We start from the raw sequence: 17,251 nt of genomic DNA on the forward strand, positions 1-17,251 counted from the left end.
TGCTCCGGTCGTCGAGCTGTGGAGGTGGGCTGGCGACACCTCCAACCTCGGCCGGCGTGGACCGGTCCCCGAGGCGTATTTGTGCTGGTCAATGCCACGGTCGGTGCAGATCACTCATGTTACGTCTTCGTCACGGACTGACATCATGACGCCGGTCTGTGGAATATGCACGCCTGGTCATCCCAGGTTGACCTAAGTCCCGCCGACTGGACTCCTGACCTCCCCATTCGGCCGACCCCTGAACGGGGGTCACGGGGCTAGATGCACGGAACGGCGCCCCGGAGTTGTCTCTCGGAGCGCCGCCACCGCTGAGGGGTGGGCGCGGACCCCCGCCCCAGTTTTGCCAGCCAGGGAGGGGTCCGCGCTCCCACGAACCTAGGTCACAGTGTGCGCACTGGTCAACCAGTGCTTGAGCCTGTGTCGGCGGTGTGATCGACTCCCCGTGCCAGCCAGGGAGAGTCACACCGCCATGCCCATACCGATGTCGTCGCGGCAGATCGCCGACGACTTGACCGAGCGCATCCGCGCCGGTGAGTACCCGCCTGGTTCCCGCCTGCCCACGCTGCGGGAGTTGGCCGGCCTTTACTCGGTGTCCGTGTCGTCGATCCAGCGGGCGCAGGAGTTGGTGAAGGACCGCGGCCTGGTGCTGGGCTCCCCCGGCCGCGGCGTGTACGTCGCCGACCGGTAGGTCAACTCGGCCAGCGGTAGCGGACCTCGTGTCGGTGCCCGGCCTTCACCATCACCTGGCACTCCACGGGGCGTCCTGACGCGGCCACGGCAACGCGGAACGTGCGCAGGATCGGCACCTCGGTGGGAAGCTCCAGCGCGACGAACTCTTCCGAGGTCGGCGGCCTGGTGGAGATGACGTCTTCGAACGACGCAGGCTCCAGCCCCAGCCCGGCGAGCACCGCCGGGGATCCACCCTTGATGAGGCGCTTCACGGCCAGTGCGGTCCCCCGGGCCAGGTCTGCCGGGTAGTAGGTGTGCACCAGCTCGACGGGCTCGTCGTCGAGGGTGCCGAGCTGCGCCCGGCGGATGACCGGCGATCCGGCCTCGACGCTGAACGCGGCGGCGACCTGAACGGGTGCGGGGACTTCGGCGACGTCGAGCAGCCGGTACGCGCCGCGCTGGCCGCGTTCCGCCGCTGCGGTGATCCACGCGTACGGCTGTCCGGCCGCAGCGGGCGTGGCGTAGTCGGCGGGGGTAATCGTCTGCTGCTGGTTGGGTCGGACGAAGACGCCCTTCCCTGGCCGCCCCTCGAGGTAGCCCTCGGACTTGAGGATGCCGAGCGCGTTCTGGATGGTGGCGCCGGAGGCGTCGTACTTCTCGCTCAGCTCGCCGGTGGAGAGGAGTTGCTGCCCGGGTGGCAGGTCGCCGGCCATGATGTCGGCGCGCAGTTCGGCGGCGATTTGCTGGCTGCGGGGCCGGGGGTCGCGGGCGGTGGGCATCGGGGTCAGCCTGCCTGTCGGGTGTAGCGGATGCGCTGGCCGGCGCGCATGACGTTGATGTCGACCTGGAACGGCTGCCTGGCTTGGTCGATCAGGATGCGGGTCAGCTCCAGCACGGGCTCCGGGTCGGTGAGTCGGAGGTCTCTCTGCTGGAGGGCCACGTCTTCCTGGGTCGTCGACATGCGGGCGGTGATGGTCTCGCGGACCTCGGCGGCGCTGTAGCCCAGCTCGGCCAGGAACCGCGCGGAGCCGCCGGGGATCTTCTCGGGCAGGGCGAGGCGGGTCTGGTCGGCGAGGCTGGCGGGCCAGTATGACGTGGCCAGCTCGACGGGCTCGTCGTCGGCGAGGATCAGCCGGCGCCGCCGGACTACCGCCGCGCCGGCCGGCAGGTCGAGCAGCTGCGCGATGCCGTCGGGTGCGGGCTGGGTGTCCGCGTCGAGGATGCGTTGGGTTCCGCGCTGCCCAGACTCGGCCACCTGATCCGCCCAGGCGTCACCGGCGGTCGGGGTGAGGTACTGGTCGGAGGTGGTGTTCCACCTCGGCTGTCCCATGATCCGGCGCTCCTTTGGTTGCTGGCTGATCTCTGCTGACCTTACTGCCTCATGGTGCAGGTTCTTCGCATGGCGAACTGTACTCGCCCTTGCTGCCATATGCATACGGCTGTATGGTCGGAGGTATGGAGTACCGAGTGGACCTCTACGCCGCCGGCGGCGTGTACCGCGACACCGTCGGGTTCGTCGCCCGCAACGAAGTCGAGGCGGTCACCGCCGCGCGGGAGTTGCTCGCCAAGCCCGGCGTGGCCCGCGCCCGCGTGTGGCTCAGGGGTGCCCCCGGACAGCTTCAGCACATCGCATGGGTTGGGGCCGAGCGATGAAGCTCCCCGAGTGGCTCTCATGGACCGGCCAGGTCGCCGACGTCGCCCAGGCGAACGCCCAGCACGTCGCTGTTGGCGCCGGAGCCGTGGGCGCACTGGTCGCGATCTACGCCATCCGCCGGTTCACCAAGAAGCACGAGCACGACGCCCTCGCCGCGAACCTCGGGGTACTGCTCTTCGGGGTGGTCACCACCGAGGGCATGTGGGAGGTCGTGCACAACAAGCTCGGCGTCAACATCGGCCTGACCATCGCCATGTTCGCCGCGTTCGACGTGGTCATCTACTCGCAGGGCCGGCTGGCCATCCGGAAGCTGACAGCCAACCCGAAGGCCCGCGTCGGCACCTACCTGGCGATCATCTGGGCGCTGTCGATCGCCGCGTCCCTGACCGTGTCTACCGCGGGCGGGAACGTCACCACCCAGCTCTTCCGGTTCTTCTCCCCGCTGGTCGCCGCCGCTCTCTGGTCGCAGAAGGTGCTGGAGCTGCGCACCGGCAAGGCCGAGCAGGTCGAGTCGAACTGGATTTGGACGCCGACGCGCCTGCTGGTCGAGAAGGGCTGGATGAAGCCGGGCGCCGCCGAGGACCTCAGCGAGGTGTTCGCGAAGCGCCGCATCGCCGCCCTGGTCGATGCGGGCCTGGCGCTGTACGCCGAGCAGGAGGCCGCGAAGCTCCACGGCACCGAGCCGGCGAAGGCGTCCCGGCTGCCGTGGCGGAAGCGGACGTCGCCGCTCGCCGACGCCCGGCGCAAGGTGCAGCAGTTGACCAAGACCGCCGACCCTGAGGATGTGGCCGCCGCCCGCAAGCAGTTGCGGTTGACGCTGAACATCGAGCGCGAGTTGTTCCGCTCGGACGACGAGCTGGACGAGCGCGGTCGGCAGACCCTTGACGAGGTTCGGCTCATCATGCGGCAGGCCACCGACCGTCTTCGCCCGGACCACTTTCGGGCGTTCGGGTTGGACCAGTCGCGGTCTAACCCGGGCGAGCCGATGTGGTCCAACGGGCTGGTCCAGATGCGGTCCAGTGTCGCGGACCAGATCTGGTCCACCGGGTTGGACCAGCAGCGGACCAACGTCGTGGACCAGTCGCGGACCAATCCGGCCGGAGTGGACCAGCCTCCGACCAGCGCGTCTGTGCCCGCCGGACGGTCCACTCCGGCGGCCCGGACCACTGCCCGGGTGGACCGCGCGAAGCCCGTCAGTCCGGCTGCCGGAGGCGAGGTTGCCCCCCGGATCCGGGACATGGTCCGGGATCTGAAGAAGGCGTACCGGGGTGACATCCCGGGCCGTCGGGTGGTGATGGACCGCATGGGTTGGTCCAGCGCCGGTGACGCCCAGACCGCTATCAACCTGGTCCGCGCCGAGCGGTCCAAGACCGAGAAGGAGAGCTGACCATGCGGACCTGCTGGCACTTCTGGCGGTGGCGTCACAAGCACCAGGGCGGCAAGCGCTGCGTGCGCTGCTGCGTCTTTCGGCCCTACCGCTAACCCACCACAAGCTGCGGCGCCCGGCCAAACCTCCAAGCCGGACCGGGCGCCGCCTCCCAGAAGGAGAGCACCATCATGGCAACAACGCTCCACGACCAGATCGACATCCCCCTCGACGCCCCGACGGCCAGGCCGGCGCGCCGCCGCACCAAGGGCGATCAGAGCCTGGGTGTGCTGCTGACCGTGTACTTGGCGCTGCTGCTCGCAGCCGGTGTCAGCGCGGCGGTCCTCGCGCAGTGGATGCGGGGCGCGTCGTGACTCAGACCGTGACGGATCGTAACTCTGCACTCTGCAATGCAGAGTTCCCTCCCGGGGTCGCTGAGCGTGAGATCGGCTCGGACGGGGCGGAAAGTCTGCACTCTGCAATCACGGACAGCGACGACCGGCCGACGACGACCGGTGAGTGGTTGTCCCGGTTCGGGGAGCACTTCACCCCGCCGCCGCTGTTGACGGAGCGCCGCCCGGCCGTCGAGCAGATGCGGCTGTACGCGCAGCGGGGCCGGTACACGGAGAGCCTGCACGGTGCGGTCCGCGCCCTCGGTGTCGCCTGGTACCGCGGTGTGGCGATCCCCGGCCTGATCGGCGCCCGCTTGTGGGAGTGGCTGACCGAGCGCCCCGCCCGGTTCCTGCTGGTCGCCGCCACCGTCAAGGCCCTGTCGTTCTTGCCCCCGGTCGCCTGGTTGGTCGACCACCTCATCCACCCCGGCGTCGACCTGGCGCTGCGGATCTTCCTGTAGGAGGCCCTCGTGTCCAAGAACAAGACCGTGAAGCGACTCCAGCAGAAGGGGGTGAAAACCCTCGCCTGGCTGTCCCTGGGTGTCGCCACCATCGGCGGGACCGCGGCGGCTGGCACGTTCATCGGCGACTGGGTCGCTGCTGTTTTCGACTGGATCCCGTGGGAGTGGTTGGCGCCGCTGGTGCTGGCCATCCTGTTCATCACCACCGCCATTGACCTGCTCATCGACCTGCTGCCCAACAAGGCGGCGATCTACTCGGTGATCGCGCTGCCGTCGGTGGCCGCAGCTGCACCGGGCAAGTTCGGTGACACCCTCGGCGGCTGGTTCGACGCGCTGATGGGTTGGGTGAACGACACCCTGGTCGAGTGGCTGGGCACCGACAGTGCGGTCGGTCTGGCCATCGCCTGCATCGTCGCGGCGGTACTGATGGCCCGCCGGGTCATCAAGAAGTCCGCCGGCGCGACCGCGGAGGCGTGACGTGGACCCGATCTTCTGGATCCTGGTCATCACCTGGATGGTGCAGCGTGGCGTCACCGACGGCATGTACGCGTTCCGGGGGAAGCCGAACCCGCGCTACGAGCTGAAGAAGGCGAAGGCTCTGGCCGCCGGGCAGGCCGCGCCGGAGCAGCACCGCTACGGGGGCAAGGAGTGGTTCGCGGACTTGCTGTCGGACGCGATGGCGGCGAACACGGAGAAGCGCCGACAGAAGGCGGCAGCGAAGGCGCAGCCGCTGGACGACATGGTCGACGTAGTGCGGGAGCCCCGCCCGGAGCGGGTGTACGACCCGAACAACTCCCGCAACTGCCCGGAGTGCAAGGGCGAGGTGGTGCTCGACGGCCGCCCCTGCCCGCGCTGCCTGGCCGAGCGGCAGCGGCGTAACGCCGAGTGGGAGGCCAACGGCGGACTCGATCAGATCGCCAACCCGCGCCCGAAAGACCTGAATGCTCAGGACTCGCCGCGACTGGTGAACCCGGCGCGCGCGGTCGTGAGCACCGCCGACCGCCCCATCCGGCCCGCCAAGCGGTGCTCCTACGGCGGGCCGGAGACGCAGTTCGGCAAGGGCAAGGGTCAATGCGGGAGTGACGCCGCCCCCGACAGCTTCTTCTGCCCGCCGCACCGTGCAGAGGTCGCGAAGGTCAACCAGGCGACGGCTGCTCTCTGCTCCCACGTGGAGAACGGCCAGCGGTGCCGGAACCTACGCACCAACGTGGGCGACTCGCAGCAGAGGTACGGCCGCTGCTCGCAGCACACCTCCACCCCCGACGTCCGCCCCGACGCTCAGATCATCCAGTTTCCCAACATCAAGAAGATCGAGAAGGAGATCACCATGGCTAACTCCGAGGCTGCCGGCCTGACCACCGCCATCGCGTTCGCCGAAGCCGCAGCGTCCGCCCACCAGTCGTTCGCCACCGCCGGAGCCGAGGGGTACGTCGGGGCGCTCCAGCGCGGCGACATGGACGGCGAGCCCGTCGACACCGCCCGGGAGGCGATGGAGGCCTCCGGGATCGCCGCCGACAAGTGGAACGCCCACAAGGCGACGCTGGAGGCGCAGCTCAACATCAAGGAGGCGTACCAGGCGCAGCCGGGTGCCGCCAACAAGGAGTACCTGCTCAACGGCTGACCCCCGGCTCCCGCCGTGCGGCGCAGACACTTCCCCGGTCTGCGCCGCCGCGGTGGAAGCCGGGACACCTGAGGAGAGAACCATGAGCACGACAACCGAGGTGCCCACCGCCGTACCGGTGGAGGGTGGCCTGCGTCAGCAGCTCGCCCCGCACACCGCCGTGGGTGCGCTGGTCGTCGCGGCCGGCGCGTGCCGGATCGCCGTGCACGCCGTCGGCGACGAGCGGGCTGTGGCGGTGTGGGTGGCAGGTGCCGCGTTCGTGATCGCCGTGGTGGCCGCGACCCGGGTCCGCCGCCGTGTGTTCGACAAGAAGGCCCGCCGGCGCGCCCTGGCGTTCATCGGCGTGGCGGTGGGCTGGCTGACCGGGGTGACCCTGGCCGGCCTGTCGTTGGGCGCGGTCGGGCTGCTCATGGCCCTCGGGTACGGGCTGTCGATGCACTGGTGGCGGCAGCACCCGGTCGGCCTGATCCAGCCGAAGTCGACCCCCCGCTCCAGCTACCAGCGGTTGTGGGCGGAGAACAACGGGGCCAGCGACGGGCCACTGCCCGGGTCACGGCTCACGGACATGGAGCCGATCGCCGCTGGGGTTCGGTACGCGTTGCGGCTGCGCCCCGGCAAGCAGCACGTCGGGATGGTCGTGGACAAGATGAAGACGGTCCGGGGTGGCCTGAAGCTGCGAGCCGACCAGCAGCTCATTGTCGAGCCACACCCGACGGAGCCGGAGCCGACCGCCCTACTGACGGTGGTCACCAACTCTCCCGTTCAGAAGGGCGTGCTCTGGCCCGGTCCGGCTGCCTTCGACTCGGAGACCGGCCGGGTGCAGCTCGGCCCGTACGCCGACGGCGAGGGCACCGCCTACTGGAGGGCGTACACCGAAAACCGGCTGTGGGGCGGGTTCATCCAGGGCGGCACCGGGTCGGGCAAGTCCCGGCTCATTGACTCGCTCGCCATGTCGCTGGCGTCGAGCACCTCCCACCCGACGGTCGTCTGGTACGCCGACGGGCAGGCGGGGGCGTCGTCCCCGCTGCTCATGCGTCACGCGGACCTGTTCGCGGGGACCTTCGATCGGATTCTCGCGATGGCCGCCGGCATGCACTTCGTGATGCTGCTGCGTCAGCGGGAGAACGCGGCCTCCGGGCGTGAGGGCTTTACGCCGACTGCCGACCGGCCGGGTCTGCTCGGGATTGTCGACGAGTGCCACAAGGCGCTGCTGGAAGCGGAGAACCCGGAGTACTGGAAGCGGACCCAGCAGTTGTTCGCCACGATCTCCCGAGAGGGCGGCAAGGTCGGGGTCGGCCTGGTCCTGGCCAGCCAGGAGCCCACCCTGAACGCGTTCGGCGGCGCGGGCTCGCGGTACTGCGAGGCGCTGCGGTCGAGCCTGCTCACCGGGAACGGAATCATGCTGGCAGGCGACGACCCGAACGCGAAGACCATCTTCGGCGTGGCCGCGAACCCGAAGACGTTCCCGACGGGCGGCGGCTACGGGCTGGTGGCGAAGCCGGCGCCGGGCGATCGGCAGGCACTGTTCCGCAGCACCTACCTGAGTGAGCACCTGAAGAACGTGTGGCCGGGCCGGATCGACTGGCGGTCGCTGGACGGCACGCAGGCGGGGGTCGCGGTTCAGGGGTACGCGAGCCGGGAGCGGACCTTCGCTGAGCGCCTGGCGGTGGTGGACGGCGTGCCACTGCTCGTCGCCCAGCCGGCCGCCGAGCCGCAGCCGACCCCCGGGGGTGACGGCGCCGCGCTGGAGTCGTTCGGTGGGGCGTCGTTCCCGTCGTGGTCGGTGATGGTCGCCGAGGCGCAGCAAGAGGCCCGCAAGCTGCTCGGCCCGAGTCACACCAAGGTGCTCGACGCGATCCGGGACGGGCACTCCAGCCCGCAGCGGATCGCCGATGCGATCGGACTCAAGGTGCGGCAGGTGCACAACCTGCTGGGTGACCTGGCGGAGGCCGGGCAGGTGCGTGGTGGTGGCCGGCAGTACGAGGTTGCGGAGCAGGCGGCGTAGCCCAGACAGCACGAAGCGGCCCTGCCTCCCGAGGAAGTGCAGGGCCGCTGTGCGTTCGGGGTCAGCCTTCGACCAGCTCCGCCTTGGCGATGGCTTCGATCAGCTCGCGGCGGAAGACGACGCTCTGGCCGGCGGTGCCGCCGGGGAGTTGGCCGCTGGCCCAGCGCTTGTGGACGCCCTGGCGGGTGAGTTTGAGGATGTCGGCGGCTTCGGCGGCGTTCACGAGGTCGGGGATCTCGGGGTCGCGGATCGGTTCTCCCATGCTTACACATTAGCGGTCGAGTTTACCTACGTCAACATCTGCGCCAATCACACGCGTCAAACTACTTCACCTTTGTGAGTTGACGTAGGTAAACTCAATGGATTAAACTATGGGTATGACCGAGACCAAGGCCCGCCGCCGCTACGAAGCCCTCCGCATCCGCATCGACCGCCTCACCTACGGCCTCGACCGGGGCGTCTGGTTCTGGTCCCCGAAGGTCAACATCCAGGTCGCGGCCAACGACTACAAGACGGCCACCCCGAAGAAGATCCGCCGCACCCGCCCCGCCCGGCGGATCACCCGGGTCGCCTGACCCCAGACACACGAAAGCGCCCCCCGACCCGAAGGTCAGGGGGCGCTTCGTCATGCAGAACGTGGATCAGCCCCGGCGCAGGTCCGGGCGGGCGGTGTGCTTGGCGATGTAGCCCGACACCAGCGTGATCGCCGCCGGCACCATCGGGGCCACGAACACCTCGATCACGTCCGGCAGGCCGGCGATCAGGTTGGTGCTGGTGACCCCGTTCAGGATGGCGAGCAGCGCCAGGGAGCCGAGGTACGTGGCGACCGTGGCCACCTTGACCTTGGTCTCGACCGGCGCGGCCGGGGTCGGGGTCGGGGAGTTGTACTGCGACACGGTGGTACCTCCTAGGGTGTGGTCATGGCTGGGTTTCCGCAGCTCCGCGAGGCGGGCTGGTTGTACGGCGACGACCCGTACCTACCGCTCGCGCTGGTGCGCCTGTTCGAGCGGATGGACGGGACGGGCTGGGAGGTGCGTCTGAACTCGCCCGCCGAGGCCCCGGCGACGATGGTCGACCGACCTGACGAAGCGTCTGCGCGGGCCGAGCTGGAGAGGGTGTACGCCGACGGCGAGCAGTACGGGCGGTGGCGCAAACGCCAACCGGACGCGTTCTGAGCTACAGGTGGCGGCCGTTGACCGTGCCGCCCGGGTCACGGACCATCAGCAGCAGCGGCTCCGGCACCCCGGGCGTCGACAGGATCGCCGAGCGCCACGACCGCAGCGTCATCACCGCCGCCTCGATCTCGCCGTTCAGCTCCCGCATCTTTTCCCGCATCTCCTGGCGGGTCTGTCGCAGCTCGTTACGCGCGGCGAGGGCTTCCCGTTCCGCCTCGGCTGTCCTCTCCTGCAACTCGTTGACCTGCTTCAACGCGCTGTCGGTGAGGGTGGCCACCGCGTCCGCGCGGTTGCGTGGCCGGTTGAACATGCCTGTGATCAGGGTGGTGATGACGCCCGCCAGCCCTCCGCCGCCGACGCACGCCAGGACCAGCGCCCAGCCGGTGTCCTTCATCCGTCATCCCCCGCCTGCTGTACCGCCCGGATGGCCTTCCACACCTGCCAGCCCCGCCACGCTGACGCGGCCGACCAGCCGAAGAAGAACAGGATCGCGAACGTGGCGGCCGGCACACCGGTGGACAGCAGCGCCAGCCCGTACAGCAGCGGCGCCGCTGTCTGCCCGTACATCGCCGCCAGCTCCAGGACCAGCGCCCGGTAGGTGTTGGGCAAGGCGATGCTGATCAGGCCGATGACGCCGGAGATGAGCAGCAGCAGGTACCACGTCCACAGCACCCACGGGCCGACGATCTGCTCGACCGAGGTGGGGGGCTCGATGCCGGCGACGAACGCGATACCGGCGCCGGTGGACAGGACCAGGAACATCACCTCGTGGGGTCGGTGCCGGCCGGTGACGATGATGGTGGTCGGGCCGTTCACCCCTGGAGCCGCTTGGCCAGCTCGTCGGCTACCTGCTCGGTGAGGGCTTCGGGGATCGCGGCGGCGATCTTCTCCGGGGTCAACCCGGCCAGCACCCCAGCCACGATCGCCGGCTCGTCGACCAGGTCCCGCCCGGCGAGCTGCGCCACCAGCGTCTCGATACGGGCCAGGGCGCGCTGCTCCACGCTCGCCGCGGCGTTGCCCTTGAACGCGGCGTAGTGCAGATCGGCCAGGGCCTGACGCTCCGACGGGCCCTTGTCGTAGATCGGCGTCTTGGTGTCGAGTGCCATGCCGTCTCCCTGGAAGTCGGCGAGGCTGTCGCCCCGCAGGATGGATAGAACCGCCGCTGCGGCCTTCGGGTCGTTGACGTACCGGCGGCGCAGTTCCAGGTGCACGTGCCACTCGTGGTCGTCCGTCGCCGTGGAGACGGTGCCCGCGTACCAGTCGTAGCGGCCCGGGTTGCCAGTGCCGTCCCAGCCGTTGTGGGCGTTGAGGTAGCGGGCCCTGGGGTCGTTGGCCCGATTACGCCACACCGCGCACAGGCGGGCGTGGCACACCTTCATGTCGGCCAGGTTGAGGTTCATGTCGATCGCGGCGGCAGCGTCGCGCGGCCACGTCCCGGGCGGGGCCTTGTCGTCCGGCCGGACCACCGAGTAGTCGGTCTTGCTGACCTGGTCGGCGATGCTGATGTGGTAGCCGCCCCGCTTGGCGTGGCGGGTGTCGCCGACGATGCCGGAGATGACCGCCGACTTGTAGAGCTTCTTCCAGTCGGCGGCGAGGCCGGTCAGGACCGGGGTCGCTCGGGTGGCCATCGTCAGCACCCCCGACCCGGTGTGATCGCCGCAGCGATCTCGTCAGCGATCCACCCCTGCCCCCGGGCGGTGTAGTGCACGTCGTCCGCGTACACACCCAGCGCGGTGCCGTGGTCGGGGATCCGGGACCGCAGGTCCAGCATCGCCACACCCGGATCCGAGGCGGCGACCGCGCACAACTGCTGCCCGTACTCCGCCCACGCCACCGGGTCCGCTGACGCGCGCCGGGGCATGTAGACCAGCAGCACCGACCCGTCGAACCCGGCCGCCCGGGCGGACGCGATGACCTGCTCCACGCTGGCCCGGAACCCGTCGGCGGCGGTGCCGGCGGTGACGTCGTTCGCACCCCACGGCATGACCAGCAAGCTGGGCTTGGTCGCGGCCAGGGCGGTCTGCCACGCCTGCGACCCGGCGAACGCCCCCACCTGCGTGCCGTGGCGGGCGGCGTCGACCACCCGGATGCCGGCGCCCTCGTCGCCGTTGTGCACCAGCACGCCCTCGGGGAACACCGGGCCCGGGTCGAACGTCGTCGACGCTGCCCTACCCACCCGCAGCGTGTGCGTTCCCGGCTGGAGCGGCCCGGAGTCCCAGAGGAGCTGCCCGGACGCGACCCCACCGGAGCGCCACCCGTCCGCGACGACCTCGGCGGAGTCATCCAAGCGGACGCTGCACCGGCCCACCGTGGGGCCCTTCGTGCCGTACAGGCGCACCCGGGTCGCCGCCGCGGTGAACGTGAGCGTCTGGTCTTCGGCGAACCCGGCCGCCCGCAGGCCCAGCCCGTACGAGGCGGTGCTCACCGTTCCCGACACGGTCAGGGGGTAGCCGGCCAGCGGCGGGTTGGTGCGCGGCGACGCGCAGATGTACGAGATGACCGCACCGGGCACACCGGCGGGTTGGTAGCGGGCGCGCAGCTGGTCCTGGAGCATCTGCTGCCAGCGGCGGGTGACGTGCCCCGCGCCGGTGCCCTCACTGTTGGAGTCGCCCATCACAGCGATCGTGGCGGGAGCGGTCCGGCGCCCGCCGAGCGCCGCCATCCACGCGTCGAGTGCAGCCACAGACGAGCCTCCTATGTCGTTTCGTAGGTGATGGACCAGCGCAACCGGTCGCCGTTCGCCCAGGTGAACGGGACGGTGGACGCGACCGCGCCGCCGGCCCCGTAGAAGGCGAGGGTGGTGGTGGTGTTGAACTCCACGCTGCCGCCGACGCGGTTCACTGCGTTCGACGCCGACCGCATCACCGAAGAGCCGACAGCGATGGCAGCGCCCGCCGCGGTGGTAGGGGTGGAGACCAGCCAGGCACCCGACCCGTACGTGGTGGTGGAGCCCATCAGGATCTCCCCCGTGTAGTGCACGGTCGTTCCGATCCGCTTGTAAGCCCCGGTGATCGTCCCGTTGTTCTTCACCGGGTTGGTGCCGATCGCCGTCCAAATCGGCGTGTACGACGTCCACCCGGTGGCGTCGAGCAGCAGGCCCCACGTCGACCCGGTCCACACCCGGATCAGGTCGGTGTCCGTCTCGTAGACGACCATGCCCTCAGGCGGTGACGACGGCCGCGTGCCCGACGTGCAGACGATGACCGTCTGGTTCATTAGGTATGTGTTGACCTCGGCGGCGGTCAGGACATCCCCGTCAGCGAATCCCTTGAATGCCACAGCCCCTCCTCAGTCCCACCAGTGGCGGCCGTCGGCCAACCAGCCGTCGAACGAGAGCACCGGGTTGGTGTTGGTGTTGCCGGTCTCGCGGCGCGTCAGCAGGCCCGCCTGCGTGCCCGTGCTGATCACCGTGTCGACGACGCTGGTCCAGCCCGGGGTTGGGTCCGACGCCGGCCGCCAGGCCCTGCCCCGGATGACCGTGCCGAGGGTGCCCATCTGCAGCCGCCATGTGTTGCCGGCCGAATGGGTGCCGACGGACGCGGTGGCCAGCGCGCTCGACAGCGCCGACGCGACCCGGCGGTAGATGGTCAGGGTGACCGTGCCCGACGTGGCGACGCTGATCGTGGCCGTGTAGTAGGTCGTCAGATCCACCGCCCGACCGACCATCCACACCGTGATCGGCGCGCCGGTCGGAAGGACCGGGATCGTGACGTCCACGGTCATCGACTGGTTGGCCATCCCGATCGGGATCAGCGCGGTCCGGAACACGTTCGTCGAGGTCAAGGTGTGCGTACCCACCCCGGCGCCGACCGCGTAGTCCGACGTCGACCCGAACGCGGTCGTCCACGCCTCACCGGAGTCCGCCGACCCCCACCCGTTGGACACGGTCCGCCCGAACCGGTCCTCGACGAGGATCGCGTCCTGGGTTTGCTCCAACGTGAACGTCGTCTTCCACTCCCGGTACGCGTTCATCTGGTGCTCGACCCCGCGCACCCACGCCGGGCGCACGATCGGCGACCCACCACCAGGCGGACGGCGGGTCACCCGCACCCGGTCTCCCAACTCCCGGCCGAACACCTGCGGGTACAGCCGGTCGTCGGCGACCGGCTTCAGCTCCACCGCCGCGACCTTCGGCTCAGGCCGGGAGCGGCGGGCCACGATCTGCTCCGCCCACACCCGTGCGTCCAGATCGGTTTGCATGATCAGGTCTGAGCGGGTGTGCGTGCGCGGCAGGTACTTCGACACCGAGGTGGTGTCCTCGCCGAGCTGCTCCGTCCCGCCCGCCCTGGCCGCGCGCACCTGGTTGGTGATCTGCAACGCCGCGTTCGTCAGGGTCACGTCCTGGTAGGGCAGCTCCGGGAGCCGGCGCGACGTCGACGACCCGGCAACCCGGTCCCACTCGCCGCCCGGCTGGTCGCCATCCACGTACGCGGTAGCCACCGCGCCCTCTTCGACCTGGAGACCATCGATCCACACCTGCTGGCCGGCGGTCGGTGACCCCGACGGCCACAGCCCGAACCCGAGCGTCGTGGCGGTCGCGGTGCCCGTCCACACCAGGCGTTCCCACTGGTCGTTCGTGGTGGAACTGGTGCCGAACGCCGACCGGCCCGCGACGACCGTGTCAATGCGCGGGCTGCCGGTCGGCACCCACACGTACGCGGAGATCGTGTACGTCCGCCCGGGCGTCAGGCCGACAACGTCATACGCGACGCCGGGAAGGAGCCCGCCGGTGCCCCACGTCGCCAGCAGCGACCCCGAACCGAACCGGGCGCGGGTGTTGCTGCGGGCCAGCGACGGTGGCACCGTGCCCACCGGCGTCCACCCGCCACCCGCGAACGTCTCAATCGACGGGTTCGTCGCCAGGTTGATGGTGGTGTCACCGGACGCCGCCTGGTCGCTGAAATGCGCGACGGGCCACCTCGATCGGGCGTCCGTGTACGGGGCTGACCGGTCTCGGAACGTCACCCGGCCCTGCGCGTCCATCCACAGCTCACCCAGTTCGGTGTCCGCCGTGAGCAGCATCTCTGTCAGCGCCGGTCCGGCGAGGGTGGTCGCCTGCACCGACTCCACGCCCGCCGCGAGAACCCGGTCTGCCGCCGGCCACCCGACGTTGTTCAGGATCCGGGCGATGCGCGCGCCGCTGGACTCCCCGGCGCCCACCGCAGCGACCGCCCCCCGGTCCTGTGCGGCGAACACCGACAGGGCGTCGAAGCAGGTCACCTGCGCCCACGCCGAATCGGGGCCGTCGTACCCGACCGACCACTGGTCGGTGAAGCCCCGCCACACCGGGTACGTCACCCCGTTGTGTTCGACGCGGATCCGCACCGCCCGCATCGGTTCGACCTGCGTCACCCCGGCGGCCACGTACGGGCCGGTCAGGTTGAGCGGGTCGAACCGGCGGTCGTCGTTGCGGAACCGGATCGTCGCTGTGCCCGCCTCGAACCGCGGGTACGGTCCGTCCGCGTCGGTCGCGCCCCGCCGGGTCACGATCGACGTCACGAAGGTCGACACGTCGGTGAACAGGCTCGATGAGGCCAGGGTGCCGACGCCGAGGACACCTCGGGTGGTGTCGCCCAGGTGGAACGCGGTGCCGGTCAGCGGGGCGGTGAACCCGATCTCCACGATGTGCCGGGGATCAGCCATCAGCTACGCCACCCCTTGCCGCTGCCGCGTTCGTAGTCCTGGATCGCGCGGACGACTTCCCGGCCCACCTCGGCCCGGTTCGCCGTCGGCGGCACGTTCACGGTGATCGCCACCGTGCGGTTGATGACCGTCGTCCCGCCGCCACCACCGGACCCGCTGGGGCGTGGCACGGCGGACAGGCCCGGGGTGCGCAAGGTCTTGCCGTACCAGCCGGCGGCCCGTTCCAGGATGTCCAGCGACCGGCGCGGGTCACCGAACCTCGGAACGAACGCCTCACCACCGGTGGCCTGCTCAGCCCACGCGTACCGGGCCCCCGCCACCGGCGAGGCCACCTGCGCTTCCCGCAGCACACCCCACTGGGCGTGCTCGGTGATGCCACCCCACCGCCGGCCGCCAACACCGTCCCCGATGGGAACGTTGCGGCCCTCGCTGCGAGTGGTGATGATCTTGTTGTGCACGGTGATGACGACGGTCTTGGACTTGATCGCCGCGATACGCCCCGCGACGGTCTTCAGGTCGAGCGGCTGCTGCTTCGTCGTCACTGTGACCTTGGGGTTCACCGACGGGATGCCGAACAGTTGGGCAGCCAGGCGCTGCGCCTCACCCTTCTCCACACCCATCGCGGCGGCGGCTTCCAGGAACTTCGCCCGGCCCCGCTCGGTGGCCTGTGACGCCAGCTCGGTGGAACCGGTCGTCGCGTGGATCTTCTCTGCCGCAGTGGCCGCCGCGCCCGCGATACCCAACAAGGCCTCGCGGTTCGCCCGACCCTTCTCTGTGTTCGCGCTGATCCCGTCGTTGTTGGCCTTCCCCGCGGCGGTGGCCTTGTCAATGGCCTCTTCCAGCCGCAGGTTGGCCTGCTCCGCCGACAGGTTGGCGGATGTCCCCTGGTTCTGCAGCTCGAAGGCTTCCGCCAGCCGGGCGTTGAACTCCTCGATCGACTGGGTGGTGTTGCGGTACCCCTCGCTGCTGGCATCGAGAGCACCGTTGGCCTCATCGGTGGCCGCCCGGAAGGTGCCACTGGCGTCGGCGGCGGCGATCTGCGCGCTGGTCATCCCGGCGGCGGCCAGCGTGGCGAAGTCAGCCGCGGTGGCGGTGCCCTCCGTGGCGGCCCGGTACGCCTCAGCCTCCGCCGTGCCGGCCTTGAAACCGTCGGCGGTGATGTCGAGTTGAATGCCCTGACGGGCCAGAGCCTCGGCGATGTACGAGCTGTCCTCGATCCAGTACCGGCCCTTGTCGATCGCGGTGTCGACCTGGTCGGTCCAGCCCTTCACGGTCGCCCCGGCGTGCACGATCGCGGCCGTGACGCGGACGAAGTTCGTCACCGAGGTCGTGAGGTCTTCGATCGCGGACGCGCCCTCGTCGGCGTCCTGCGCGAACGTGGAGAAGGCGTCACCGGCGGCGTCACCCACCCCGTCGAGCAGGGTCCCGAACGACGACACCACCGGGTCAGCGGCGTCCACCGCGTCAGCGATGCCGCCGACCAGCCGCTGACCGCCGGACACCATGCCCGCGACCAGCGGATCCACCAGCCGCGACGACGCGAAGATCCGCGTGATGTCCGGGCCGATCTTCACCCAGCCGGCGCGGATGTCCTCGATGCTGTCCAACACCACCGGGGTGAACGACGACGCCCGCTGCTCCAGGTCACCCAGGACGAACGCGCCCAGGTCCTTGCCAGCGGCCTGCACCCGGGCGTCGCGGGTGGCGAGGATGACACCGCCGACGATGCCCGCGCCGGCAGCACCGCCCACCACAGCGGCGGACAACGTCGCCGACAGGGTCGGGGTCATCGCCAACCCCAGCGCGGCACCGGCGGCACCAGCACCTGACGCGATCGGCGCGGATGCCATCAGCGGGCCGATGCGACCACCGAAGCGGGCAGCGAACCCGCTGGCGGCGTCCTCGGCCTCCACCTCCATCAACTTGCGCAGGTTCAGGTTGCGCCGCAGGTCCGCCTGGTCAATCTTCAGCTTCTTGGTCAGATCCGCCCTCGACGCCTCGTCGGAGGTCGCCGCGATCTGCCGCGCCAGCTCCCGGATACCGTCCCGGGTCTCGTCGATCTGCGAGTCCAGCCGGCGCGCATCACGGGCCAGCTCCGACAGTTCGTCGCCGAGCTGCTCCGTCTCGTGGCTGGTCTTCCCGCTGGCGTCACCCAGGTCCTCGACGGAGTCCTTGACCTCGTCGGTGGTCCGCTTCGCCTCCCGGCCGCCACGGATGTACCGGGCGGCCTCCAGCAGCAGCTCCACCTTGACGGTCCGGGCCACC

General features: G+C 70.2%; 21 protein-coding genes. 10 read left to right on the plus strand and 11 right to left on the minus strand.

The genetic code is table 11. The features are described from left to right. The first annotated feature begins 469 nt into the window (after positions 1-469). Positions 470-688 carry a GntR family transcriptional regulator gene (locus ACGF3C_RS02145; RefSeq protein ID WP_393217910.1) on the plus strand — a complete coding sequence of 73 codons (219 nt, stop codon included), beginning with the start codon at positions 470-472 and terminating at the stop codon, positions 686-688. Between the two features lies 1 nt (position 689). Here the strand turns inward: ACGF3C_RS02145 and ACGF3C_RS02150 are convergent, their stop codons facing one another. Then, positions 690-1,448: a GntR family transcriptional regulator gene (locus ACGF3C_RS02150; RefSeq protein ID WP_393217914.1), complete on the minus strand. Its 759-nt coding sequence runs from the start codon at positions 1,446-1,448 to the stop codon at positions 690-692. A gap of 5 nt (positions 1,449-1,453) precedes the next feature. Beyond that, positions 1,454-1,999, minus strand: coding sequence for a GntR family transcriptional regulator (locus tag ACGF3C_RS02155; RefSeq protein ID WP_393217917.1), 546 nt, complete (start codon positions 1,997-1,999; stop codon positions 1,454-1,456). Between the two features lie 125 nt (positions 2,000-2,124). Between ACGF3C_RS02155 and ACGF3C_RS02160 the strand changes: the two genes are divergently transcribed. The 7 genes from ACGF3C_RS02160 to ACGF3C_RS02190 all read left to right on the plus strand — a co-directional run bounded on the left by ACGF3C_RS02160 (position 2,125) and on the right by ACGF3C_RS02190 (position 8,168). Beyond that, positions 2,125-2,322, plus strand: a complete 198-nt coding sequence (locus ACGF3C_RS02160; protein WP_393217920.1) for a hypothetical protein — start codon at positions 2,125-2,127, stop codon at positions 2,320-2,322. Further along, positions 2,319-3,710, plus strand: coding sequence for a hypothetical protein (locus ACGF3C_RS02165; RefSeq protein ID WP_393217923.1), 1,392 nt, complete (start codon positions 2,319-2,321; stop codon positions 3,708-3,710). Before ACGF3C_RS02160 ends, ACGF3C_RS02165 begins: the two co-directional genes overlap by 4 nt. 170 nt (positions 3,711-3,880) lie before the next feature. After that, entirely contained in the window at positions 3,881-4,063 is a 183-nt protein-coding gene (locus ACGF3C_RS02170; protein WP_393217926.1) for a hypothetical protein, read from the plus strand. 149 nt (positions 4,064-4,212) lie between these two features. Then, on the plus strand, positions 4,213-4,542 hold the full coding sequence (locus tag ACGF3C_RS02175) for a hypothetical protein (protein WP_393217929.1): 330 nt from the start codon (positions 4,213-4,215) through the stop codon (positions 4,540-4,542). A gap of 9 nt (positions 4,543-4,551) precedes the next feature. Next, on the plus strand, positions 4,552-5,019 hold the full coding sequence (locus ACGF3C_RS02180) for a hypothetical protein (protein ID WP_393217932.1): 468 nt from the start codon (positions 4,552-4,554) through the stop codon (positions 5,017-5,019). A 1-nt stretch (position 5,020) separates the two neighbouring features. Then, on the plus strand, positions 5,021-6,163 hold the full coding sequence (locus ACGF3C_RS02185) for a hypothetical protein (RefSeq protein ID WP_393217935.1): 1,143 nt from the start codon (positions 5,021-5,023) through the stop codon (positions 6,161-6,163). 82 nt (positions 6,164-6,245) lie between these two features. Next, complete coding sequence (locus ACGF3C_RS02190) at positions 6,246-8,168, plus strand: hypothetical protein (RefSeq protein WP_393217937.1); 1,923 nt, start codon at positions 6,246-6,248, stop codon at positions 8,166-8,168. A 61-nt stretch (positions 8,169-8,229) separates the two neighbouring features. On the opposite strand, the gene ACGF3C_RS02195 is transcribed toward ACGF3C_RS02190, so the two are convergent. Beyond that, positions 8,230-8,430: a hypothetical protein gene (locus ACGF3C_RS02195; RefSeq protein WP_393217940.1), complete on the minus strand. Its 201-nt coding sequence runs from the start codon at positions 8,428-8,430 to the stop codon at positions 8,230-8,232. 115 nt (positions 8,431-8,545) lie between these two features. On the opposite strand from ACGF3C_RS02195, the gene ACGF3C_RS02200 reads away from it, so the two are divergent. Then, on the plus strand, positions 8,546-8,743 hold the full coding sequence (locus ACGF3C_RS02200; protein ID WP_393217944.1) for a hypothetical protein: 198 nt from the start codon (positions 8,546-8,548) through the stop codon (positions 8,741-8,743). 66 nt (positions 8,744-8,809) lie between these two features. On the opposite strand, the gene ACGF3C_RS02205 is transcribed toward ACGF3C_RS02200, so the two are convergent. Further along, complete coding sequence (locus ACGF3C_RS02205; RefSeq protein WP_393217947.1) at positions 8,810-9,064, minus strand: hypothetical protein; 255 nt, start codon at positions 9,062-9,064, stop codon at positions 8,810-8,812. 24 nt (positions 9,065-9,088) lie between these two features. On the opposite strand from ACGF3C_RS02205, the gene ACGF3C_RS02210 reads away from it, so the two are divergent. Next, on the plus strand, positions 9,089-9,343 hold the full coding sequence (locus ACGF3C_RS02210) for a hypothetical protein (protein WP_393217950.1): 255 nt from the start codon (positions 9,089-9,091) through the stop codon (positions 9,341-9,343). Position 9,344: 1 nt separating this feature from the next. On the opposite strand, the gene ACGF3C_RS02215 is transcribed toward ACGF3C_RS02210, so the two are convergent. From ACGF3C_RS02215 to ACGF3C_RS02245, 7 genes are read right to left on the minus strand one after another with little or no spacing between them, the layout of a single operon-like run. After that, positions 9,345-9,737, minus strand: coding sequence for a hypothetical protein (locus ACGF3C_RS02215; RefSeq protein ID WP_393217953.1), 393 nt, complete (start codon positions 9,735-9,737; stop codon positions 9,345-9,347). Continuing rightward, the gene (locus ACGF3C_RS02220) at positions 9,734-10,159 is read right to left on the minus strand and encodes a hypothetical protein (RefSeq protein WP_393217956.1); all 426 of its coding nucleotides are present in this window, start codon (positions 10,157-10,159) and stop codon (positions 9,734-9,736) included. The genes ACGF3C_RS02215 and ACGF3C_RS02220 overlap by 4 nt, the downstream gene beginning before the upstream one ends. Continuing rightward, positions 10,156-10,971, minus strand: a complete 816-nt coding sequence (locus ACGF3C_RS02225) for a hypothetical protein (RefSeq protein WP_393217958.1) — start codon at positions 10,969-10,971, stop codon at positions 10,156-10,158. Before ACGF3C_RS02225 ends, ACGF3C_RS02220 begins: the two co-directional genes overlap by 4 nt. Positions 10,972-10,973: 2 nt before the next feature. After that, a complete protein-coding gene (locus ACGF3C_RS02230; RefSeq protein WP_393217961.1) occupies positions 10,974-12,026 on the minus strand; it encodes an SGNH/GDSL hydrolase family protein in 1,053 nt (350 codons plus the stop codon). Between the two features lie 11 nt (positions 12,027-12,037). Further along, positions 12,038-12,622, minus strand: coding sequence for a hypothetical protein (locus ACGF3C_RS02235; RefSeq protein ID WP_393217964.1), 585 nt, complete (start codon positions 12,620-12,622; stop codon positions 12,038-12,040). A gap of 9 nt (positions 12,623-12,631) precedes the next feature. Next, positions 12,632-14,986, minus strand: coding sequence for a hypothetical protein (locus tag ACGF3C_RS02240; RefSeq protein WP_393217967.1), 2,355 nt, complete (start codon positions 14,984-14,986; stop codon positions 12,632-12,634). Then, entirely contained in the window at positions 14,986-17,250 is a 2,265-nt protein-coding gene (locus ACGF3C_RS02245) for a hypothetical protein (RefSeq protein WP_393217970.1), read from the minus strand. The genes ACGF3C_RS02240 and ACGF3C_RS02245 overlap by 1 nt, the downstream gene beginning before the upstream one ends. Between the last annotated feature and the right edge of the window lies 1 nt (position 17,251).

Source organism: Micromonospora sp. NPDC047762, assembly GCF_043204655.1.
GTDB lineage: Bacteria > Actinomycetota > Actinomycetes > Mycobacteriales > Micromonosporaceae > Micromonospora.